This window comes from Clostridium fessum (genome assembly GCF_027698965.1).
Classification (GTDB): Bacteria; Bacillota; Clostridia; order Lachnospirales; family Lachnospiraceae; genus Otoolea; species Otoolea fessa.
The window spans coordinates 208,892-217,438 of record NZ_JAQEQF010000006.1; the positions used below are offsets into that span (position 1 = coordinate 208,892).

General features: G+C 48.0%; 8 protein-coding genes. 6 read left to right on the forward strand and 2 right to left on the reverse strand.

What is annotated here, in order from left to right; all coding sequences use genetic code 11:
- Window positions 1-13 precede the first annotated feature (13 nt).
- Entirely contained in the window at window positions 14-952 is a 939-nt protein-coding gene (locus PG862_RS09700) for a DUF4392 domain-containing protein (RefSeq protein WP_270707245.1), read from the reverse strand.
- A 393-nt stretch (window positions 953-1,345) separates the two neighbouring features.
- Between PG862_RS09700 and PG862_RS09705 the strand changes: the two genes are divergently transcribed.
- Complete coding sequence (locus PG862_RS09705; RefSeq protein WP_207665599.1) at window positions 1,346-1,864, forward strand: MazG nucleotide pyrophosphohydrolase domain-containing protein; 519 nt, start codon at window positions 1,346-1,348, stop codon at window positions 1,862-1,864.
- A 173-nt stretch (window positions 1,865-2,037) separates the two neighbouring features.
- On the opposite strand, the gene PG862_RS09710 is transcribed toward PG862_RS09705, so the two are convergent.
- Window positions 2,038-2,466 (reverse strand): RrF2 family transcriptional regulator, encoded by a 429-nt coding sequence (locus PG862_RS09710; RefSeq protein WP_118293863.1) that lies wholly within the window; start codon window positions 2,464-2,466, stop codon window positions 2,038-2,040.
- A 548-nt stretch (window positions 2,467-3,014) separates the two neighbouring features.
- Here PG862_RS09710 and PG862_RS09715 point away from each other — a divergent pair.
- The 5 genes from PG862_RS09715 (at window position 3,015) to sdaAA (ending at window position 8,134) form a co-directional block, all read left to right on the forward strand.
- Window positions 3,015-4,298 (forward strand): O-acetylhomoserine aminocarboxypropyltransferase/cysteine synthase family protein, encoded by a 1,284-nt coding sequence (locus PG862_RS09715; RefSeq protein WP_107000465.1) that lies wholly within the window; start codon window positions 3,015-3,017, stop codon window positions 4,296-4,298.
- A gap of 348 nt (window positions 4,299-4,646) precedes the next feature.
- On the forward strand, window positions 4,647-5,519 hold the full coding sequence (locus PG862_RS09720) for a phosphoribosylaminoimidazolesuccinocarboxamide synthase (protein WP_270707247.1): 873 nt from the start codon (window positions 4,647-4,649) through the stop codon (window positions 5,517-5,519).
- A 200-nt stretch (window positions 5,520-5,719) separates the two neighbouring features.
- The gene (locus PG862_RS09725; RefSeq protein WP_118293862.1) at window positions 5,720-6,496 is read left to right on the forward strand and encodes an SDR family oxidoreductase; all 777 of its coding nucleotides are present in this window, start codon (window positions 5,720-5,722) and stop codon (window positions 6,494-6,496) included.
- 21 nt (window positions 6,497-6,517) lie between these two features.
- Window positions 6,518-7,177 (forward strand): L-serine ammonia-lyase, iron-sulfur-dependent subunit beta, encoded by a 660-nt coding sequence (gene sdaAB, locus PG862_RS09730; RefSeq protein WP_118293861.1) that lies wholly within the window; start codon window positions 6,518-6,520, stop codon window positions 7,175-7,177.
- A 42-nt stretch (window positions 7,178-7,219) separates the two neighbouring features.
- The gene (gene sdaAA / locus PG862_RS09735; RefSeq protein WP_118629982.1) at window positions 7,220-8,134 is read left to right on the forward strand and encodes an L-serine ammonia-lyase, iron-sulfur-dependent, subunit alpha; all 915 of its coding nucleotides are present in this window, start codon (window positions 7,220-7,222) and stop codon (window positions 8,132-8,134) included.
- Window positions 8,135-8,547 lie beyond the last annotated feature (413 nt).

Here is an 8,547-nt window from a genome sequence, read left to right on the forward strand (position 1 = left end):
AAACCAAAAGTCCCTAAATAGCTGCCAGTACCTTCCGCTCTCTGCAAAAACAAGGAGTCTCCCTCTTTGCTGTCTGTTTTTTAAGCGTTTCATCGGTCAATTCGCGGACAGACTGCAAAATCCTCAGATGCGTCTCCAGGGGGAGTGCATCAACGGTCAGTTCCGCTTTTTTCGTGCATCCATCCACACCGCCTGCTGCCACAACCCGGCGGAGTAATTCTGTCTCGGTGCGGTCAGAGGGGAGAAGATTCCGTCCTAATTCCAGGGAGAGCAGGGAGGCAATGCCCCAGCCCCACCAGTTGGAAACGCCGCTTGCCAGCGTCAGGTCTGCTGCTTCTGCGGTGCAGATAAGTTCGCCGTGTGGAACACCTGCGAGAATTTCACGGCGGAAAGTCCCCATTCCCATCTCGTTGCCGCCATCTCCGATGGAAATGACCGTGGCACCAGCTTCTCTGGCAGCAGACAGGAAAAGAGCCGAATCCGTGATCATGTCGTCGAGCTGTTCACCGCGCATGCTGTGATAATGTCCGTTTTCAGCTTTACCTGGGCGCTCCAGGCTGATCAGATGGGTCGGTTTTGCATCATGGATAAAGGTGCGGATAAAGTTATCCGTATTCTGTTCCGGCAGACGGATCAAGGTTGCCTGCGGAGCGCGGAAGCGGAGAGCCGCTTCCAGATGCGGATAAGAAGACCAGTCGGTTACGACTGACACGCCGCAGCCAGCTGCCGTCAGCGCTGCTGCGAGGTTGGCAGTTCCGGAAGGTCCATCCGTCTCGCCGGTAATAGAACCGTCTGGCATTCGAACCGGGAAACCGGTCAGAAGAACGGCTCTTTTCGCATGGGCGAGAGAAGCAGATACAGCCGCAAGTGGGGAAGCAGGCAGAGATGCTAAAAGTCCGCGACCGCCAAAATCCTGTTTCATAATTGAATCTAAAGTTTCATAAAAAGTCATGGTATCAATCCTCCAGGTATACTGCATTGTGCAGAAATTGACAGGGGATTTTCTATCTGGATGATCCGAGCGCTTATTTACTGGATAATTTCCAAATCAAAAAAGATTGGCAGCAGTCCGGTATGGTAGCTGTATCGGAATCATGTGCAATAAAAAAAGACCCACGTATCCTGTAAGATTCATGGCTCTTATTTACGAAGGGAGCATCCGGGCAGGAGTCCCGATAAATAAAAGAATCTATTTTATTATAATTGTATTGTAAATGAAAAATATCAGACTGTCAATTCCAAATTTATTTTACGGCTGACAGAAAGCAAAATTTGGAATATAATAAAAAGATAGGCATATAAACAAGCTCAGAAATAAAAGCAGACAAGAAAATGGATAGAGAGAATGAAACGAGAATCAAATGAGATAAAAAAAGAAAATGACCGCGCCGCATCGTTCATGCGCTTCTGCGAGGTAGTCCGCCATCTCCGTGCCGAGGACGGTTGTCCGTGGGATCGGGCGCAGACGCATACATCTCTGAAACCGTACTGCATTGAAGAAGCGGCAGAGGTGATCGGCGGTATCAATATCTGGGAGGCGACCGGCGATGCGGAGAACCTGAAAGAAGAACTGGGAGATTTAATGCTGCAGATTCTTCTTCACGCCCAGATCGCGGAGGAAGAAGGACTGTTTACGATACGCGAGGTCATGGATGGCGCCAGCGAAAAGATGATCCGCCGCCATCCGCACGTGTTTGGTAAGCCTATGCTGTCCGAACAGGGGGAACCGATCACAGATTGGGATGCAATCAAGAAGCAGGAAAAAGCCGGAAAAGAGTGGACGGAAGCGTATCTTCCAGGAGCTCTGGAAGAGGCGGAGAAACTGCTCGAGCGGGCAGAGGAGCGGAAAGGCATCAAAAAATAATGTTTGAGGTGCCTTCAATCTGAAATAAATAGAAAAATCTATATATAATAAAAAGGCATTCGGTCAAAATGGAATGCCTTTTTTGAATCCTTGTAAACTTGTAAAGCGCGAAGTGATGGGATTTTCAAACGATGCCAATATGAATGATAAGATTTCCCGTTCATTTATAAATGCTAATTCGTACTTTTCGGCAAAGACTGACTTTCCTTTACGAGATCCTCTAAAGTAATATTATAGAAGAAATTGTGTACAACCTGATCAAAGCGTTTCCACATCGGCAGGGTCACACAGCTTGTCTGACGTTCGCACGGCGGCGCATCCGGTGCAAGGCAGGCAACGGAAGAGAGAGAGCCTTCGGTCAGTTCCAGAATCTCTCCGGCGGTATATTCATTCATCGGACGGGTCAGACGGTAACCGCCGCCTTTGCCGCGCTGTCCTTCCAGTAATTTATTTTTGACCAGAACCTTCAAGATGATTTCCAGATACTTTTCAGAAATCTGCTGACGGGTGGCAATTTCATTCAGTGGTATATATCCAGCAGAATTTTGTTCCGCCAGATCGATCATAACGCGCAGGGCGTATCTTCCTTTTGTTGATATCATTCGGTAACCTCCTTACTATTAACCAATTATAACGCAAGGTAATAGGACTTTCAAGGAGAAAAGCGTGGAAAACAAAGAAAAAAAGTTTTTCCTAATACCTATTGACAAAGTTGGTTTATAAGAGTATCATTAAGCCATCGAGTTCGGAAAGAACATGAAAATGAAAAGGAGGCAGATACAATGGCAAGACAGAATATTGTATGGAACGGAAATCTGATGTGTTGTTGTCGAATGTGTAATTCCCGGGCATTTTATATGGTCAGGTAAATTTGCATATCTGCCGTTCAAGAGAATGACAACGATTTAAGATGCAAGCCATTTGCCCGGGAGCTTAAAGAAGATTAAGCGGTCCGGCTTTTTATTTACCCAAAAAGCCAAATATACATTTGCATAAGCAAATATAATATTGCGGAAAAAGCAATTATTTTATAGAAAGCTTGAAAATAAATGGAAAAACGCTTGCTCAAATAAAAAAATGAATATAAAATAAAAACGAATTTACATACTAGGAAATAAACTTCCAGAAAAAGAAAGAGAGGTATTTTGAGATGGGAAACTATAGATTTGAGACTCTTCAGTTACACGTAGGTCAGGAGCAGCCGGATCCGGCAACCGATTCTAGAGCCGTTCCGATTTATCAGACCACTTCTTATGTATTTAAAAATTCCGCCCATGCGGCAGCACGTTTTGGTCTGGCAGATGCCGGTAACATTTACGGACGTCTGACCAACTCCACACAGGATGTATTTGAGAAGAGAATCGCAGCACTGGAGGGCGGCGTTGCAGCACTGGCAACCGCATCCGGCGCAGCTGCTATTACATATACAATCGAGGCACTGGCAGCAGACGGCGGTCACATCGTAGCACAGAAGACCATCTACGGCGGCAGCTATAACCTTTTAGAGCATACACTTTCCCATTTCGGTGTATCTACAACTTTCGTAGATGCTCATAATCTGGAAGCGGTAGAAGGTGCAATTCAGGAAAATACCCGTGCTATCTATCTGGAGACTCTCGGAAATCCGAATAGTGATATCCCGGACATCGACGCGATCGCTGAGATTGCACACAAACACGGACTTCCGTTAGTCATTGACAATACATTTGGTACACCGTACCTGATTCGCCCGATCGAGCATGGCGCAGACATTGTCGTACATTCCGCTACCAAGTTCATCGGCGGACACGGAACCACTCTGGGCGGCATCATCGTAGATTCCGGTAAATTTGACTGGAAAGCAAGCGGCAAATATCCGGCAATCGCAGATCCGAATCCGAGCTACCACGGCGTATCTTTCGTAGAGGCAGCAGGTCCGGCAGCATTCGTCACCTACATCCGTGCGATCCTTCTGCGTGATATGGGCGCTACGATTTCCCCGTTCAACGCATTCCTGCTTCTTCAGGGAACTGAGACATTGTCTCTGCGTATCGACCGTCATGTGGAAAATACCAAGAAGGTTGTTGAGTACCTGTCCAAACATCCGTTAGTAGAGCACGTAAATCATCCGTCTCTGCCGAATCATCCGGATCATGCCCTGTATGAGAAATATTTCCCGAACGGCGGCGCTTCTATATTCACCTTTGAGATCAAGGGCGGACAGGCAGAAGCTCATAAGTTCATCGACAACCTGCAGCTCTTTTCCCTGTTAGCAAACGTAGCAGATGTAAAGAGCCTGGTTATCCATCCAGCAACAACAACCCACTCCCAGCTGACCGACGAGGAGCTGGCAGATCAGGGCATTAAGCAGAACACCATCCGTCTGTCCATTGGTACCGAGCATATCGACGATATCATCGAGGATCTGGAGCGTGGATTTGCAGCTCTGAAATAAGTAAGAGTGTGTCGGGCTGAAAATCCGAGGCATATACATAATAAATGGTAAATTGATAAAATGCGGTGTCATCTGCCAACTCTTCTTTAAGCAGGGAAGAACGGCAGATAACGCTGCATTTTTACTATTCCATTTTGGAAGAAAACGGCGTAGAAAAATTCATGCCAAACTGCCCTTTACAGGGTAAAATGCTGAATTGTTGGGATTTAAGGGGGAAACGGGGAGGCGAGTCTTGACAATAAGGGCGGATAAGTGGTAATTTATCAGATAGAAGGATACAGAGCTGTACATTTGTGATATAGGGGGGCTCTGGATTCCACCATAAAATTTAAGAATGAGGTGCGAAAAATGCAGGAGATGAAACCGATTAAAGAAGGAAAAGTCCGTGAAATCTATGACAATGGAGACAGTCTGATTATGGTTGCAACGGATCGTATCAGTTGCTTTGATGTTATCTTACATAATGAAGTGACAAACAAAGGCAAGGTACTGACACAGATGTCTAAGTTCTGGTTTGACCTTACGAAAGATATTATCCCGAATCACATGATTTCCGTAGATGTAAAAGACATGCCGGAATTCTTCCAGCAGGAGAAATTCGAAGGAAAGAGCATGATGTGCCGTAAGCTTGAGATGCTTCCGATTGAGTGCATCGTCCGCGGTTATATCACAGGAAGCGGCTGGGCAAGCTACCAGAAGACCGGAAAGGTTTGTGGAATTGAACTGCCGGAAGGCTTAAAAGAGTCTGACAAACTGCCGGAGCCGATCTACACACCGTCCACTAAGGCAGAGATTGGCGATCATGATGAAAACATCTCCTATGAGCAGAGCGTAGATCATCTGGAAAAATACTTCCCGGGCAAGGGAAAGAAGTATGCAGATAAGCTGCGTGAATACACGATAGCACTTTACAAAAAATGTGCGGAGTACGCACTGGAAAAAGGTATCATTATCGCAGATACCAAGTTTGAGTTCGGTCTGGATGAGAATGGCAACATCGTTCTTGGTGATGAGATGCTGACTCCGGACAGCTCCCGTTTCTGGCCGGCACAGGGTTACGAGGCAGGACATTCCCAGCCGTCCTTCGACAAGCAGTTTGCACGCGATTGGCTGACCGCTCATCCGGGCAATGACTGGACACTCCCGCAGGAGATTGTAGACAAGACCATTGAAAAATATCTTCAGAGCTATGAGATGCTGACCGGCGAAAAGCTGGCATAAGCGGATCGCTCGATGCAGCCGGTCAGGTAGCGGAAGAAAATGCATTGAATAAAAGAAAAAAAGCTGCTGTGAAAAGGATGAAATTCTTGTTTCGCGGCAGCTTTTATATATAGAAAATAGAAAACAAATGTATCGATAGTTCGCGCTCAGCAGCAGGGGGACTGTTTACAGATGGGTGCTTTTGAAAGGGGAAATGAAAGATGCGCGATTTTATGGATTTGTTTAGCTTAAAGGGGAAGAAAGCGATCGTCACGGGTGGAACCAGAGGGCTCGGCTATGGCATGGCAGAGGGACTGTGCAGAGCGGGGGCGGAGGTTGCCATTTTGGGAACAAGTGAGAAGGTGCGGGAGAGCGCAGATGCGCTTGCACGGATAACCGGGGCGGTGGTTCACGGAATAGTGGGAGATCTGGTAAGAGAAGAGGAGGTTCCGGATATCTATAATCATCTGGTGGAAAGCCTTGACGGTCAGGCGGATATATTGGTAAACTGTGCGGGAGTTCAGCACCGGTGCGTGGCAGAAGATTTTCCGATGGAAGAGTGGAATCGGGTTCTGCGAGTAAATTTAGGTGCTATGTTCCAGATGTCTCAGCTGGCGGCGCGGGATATGCTGCAGCGTGGATACGGCAGAATTATTAATGTGGCATCGATGACATCCTTTTTCGGAAGTGTGATGATACCGGCATACGCGGCAAGTAAGGGTGGCGTGGCGCAGCTCACGAAAGCCTGCTCCAATGAATGGTCATCGCGTGGTGTGACCGTCAATGCGATCGCACCTGGTTATATGGAGACAAAGCTCACATCGGATATGAAAGCCAAAAATCCGGGTCAGTATGAAGAGGTAACGGCGCGGATCCCGATGCACCGCTGGGGGAAGGCGGAGGATCTGGCAGGAATTACCGTGTTTTTAGCGAGTGACGCGGCAGAATATATAACGGGAGCGGTAATCCCGGTGGATGGCGGCTACCTGGCGAAGTAAACGAGAGAAAAGGAAAGAAATATGAATCTATTTGATATAGTAGGTCCGGTGATGGTCGGACCGTCCAGTTCCCACACAGCGGGCGCGGTTCGGATTGGATTTGTGGCGCAGAAGCTTCTTGGGGAACCGGTTAAGCGGGCACGGATTGGTCTGTACGGCTCATTTCTGGCAACGGGAACCGGACACGGAACCCAGAAAGCACTGATTGCGGGACTTTTAGGGATGGCGCCGGATGACATGCGGATTCCGGACAGCTTCCACCTGGCAGAGGAGAAGGGGATTGAGTTTTCCTTTGATGAAGCCAATTTAAAAGAGGCGCATCCAAATTCGGCGGAACTGGAGCTTGAGGGCATTTCCGGGCGCAGTCTGACGGTAGTAGGTGAATCACTGGGCGGTTCCCGGATCAATATTGCGAAGGTCGATGGGATTGAAGCCAATTTTTCCGGCAGTTATCCAACCTTGGTTGTCCACAACGACGATCAGCCGGGACATGTGGCGGATGTGACGGCGATGCTGGCGCACAAATCGATCAATATTGCGACGATGCAGCTCTACCGTGCGGCGCGCGGCGGCATGGCAGTGATGGTTATTGAGTGCGATCAAGAGATTCCGGAAGAAGGGCTTGTGTGGCTGCGCCGTCAGGAGGGTATCCGAAAGGTAACATATTTAAGTCTTCGATAGGAAAGGTTCATATAAGAAAAGGAATGGAACGGGAAAATGGAAATGTTATATCATTCAGTGAGTGATCTGGTCCGCTTAGCGAACGAACATCAAATTCCGCTCTGGAAGGTGGTTCTTCTGGCAGATGTGCAGGAACGCCAGGTGACGGTGGAAGAATCGTTTGAAACAATGCGGCAGATGTATCAGGCGATGCGCCAGGCAGATCAGGAATACGACGGCTCGATCGTCTCGGCAAGTGGAATGGCGGGCGGCGACGGAGAAAAACTGCACGCATACAATGCCTCCGGTCGCAGCCTGGCGGGCGGATACATGGGGCTTGTGATGGAAAAAGCGGTGAAAATGGGAGAGTCCAACGCCTGTATGAAACGAATCGTGGCGGCTCCGACGGCGGGCGCATGCGGGGTGATTCCGGCGGTATTTTTGTCGTATGAGGAATATTGTAAGGAAACGGAGAACCGGATGGTCGAGGCGCTCTTTGTCAGTGCAGGAATCGGTGCGGTTATTGCAGAAAATGCGAGCATCGCCGGTGCATCGGGTGGATGCCAGGCGGAGATTGGTTCAGCAAGTGCGATGGCAGCAGGGGGGCTGGCATATCTGCAGGGCGGCGATGCGGAGTGTATCGCGAATGCAGCGGCATTTGCCCTCAAAAATATGTTGGGACTAACCTGTGATCCGGTCTGTGGTCTGGTTGAAGTTCCGTGTATCAAGCGGAATTCCGCCGGCGCCGTCAATGCGGCGGTCAGTGCGCAGATGGCAATGGCGGGAATCAAGAGTGCAATCCCGGCAGACGAGGTCATCGATTCCATGCGTCGGATCGGCAATGCGCTTCCGGCTGCTTTACGCGAGACGAGTGAAGGCGGTCTGGCAGTGACCGAGAGTGCCAGAAAGATAGCGGGACGGATGGGAAAGAAGGAACACATTGCTAAGAAAACCCGGGAAAGCAATAAAAATCAATAGAACCAGACAGCACGCGATTGCAGAACCTGTCAGAACTGTTCCGGCTGCTGATGAGAAGATAAAATTGTAGAAGAAAGAACAGCAATATAGAAATAGCTCTGTTTAAATGATGCCAGAATATTCTTGAAAATCACAAAAAAACATATAAAATAGCAAATTCAGAAAAATGCTTGACTTTCCGGGAATGCTCTGGTATCATAACATACGTCCTCGAGACAAGGACAAAAACAAAACACGGAACGAAAGAAATGATTTGAAGATTCTTGATGAACTCAGAAAAATTTCGGAAAAACGTGGATTTGTAAAAAAATAAAAAAGTGTTGACAAAAGCAAAAACTTTTGATAAACTATAAAAGTTGCCGCTGAGGCAATAACAAAGAACCTTGAAAACTGAACAGTATGTAAAACCCTGA

Coding starts and splice junctions, on each gene's coding strand:
- PG862_RS09700 (WP_270707245.1), bottom strand. CDS start 952: ATGACTTTTTATGAAACTTTAGATTCAATTATGAAACAGGATTTTGGC.
- PG862_RS09705 (WP_207665599.1), top strand. CDS start 1,346: ATGAAACGAGAATCAAATGAGATAAAAAAAGAAAATGACCGCGCCGCA.
- PG862_RS09710 (WP_118293863.1), bottom strand. CDS start 2,466: ATGATATCAACAAAAGGAAGATACGCCCTGCGCGTTATGATCGATCTG.
- PG862_RS09715 (WP_107000465.1), top strand. CDS start 3,015: ATGGGAAACTATAGATTTGAGACTCTTCAGTTACACGTAGGTCAGGAG.
- PG862_RS09720 (WP_270707247.1), top strand. CDS start 4,647: ATGCAGGAGATGAAACCGATTAAAGAAGGAAAAGTCCGTGAAATCTAT.
- PG862_RS09725 (WP_118293862.1), top strand. CDS start 5,720: ATGCGCGATTTTATGGATTTGTTTAGCTTAAAGGGGAAGAAAGCGATC.
- sdaAB (WP_118293861.1), top strand. CDS start 6,518: ATGAATCTATTTGATATAGTAGGTCCGGTGATGGTCGGACCGTCCAGT.
- sdaAA (WP_118629982.1), top strand. CDS start 7,220: ATGTTATATCATTCAGTGAGTGATCTGGTCCGCTTAGCGAACGAACAT.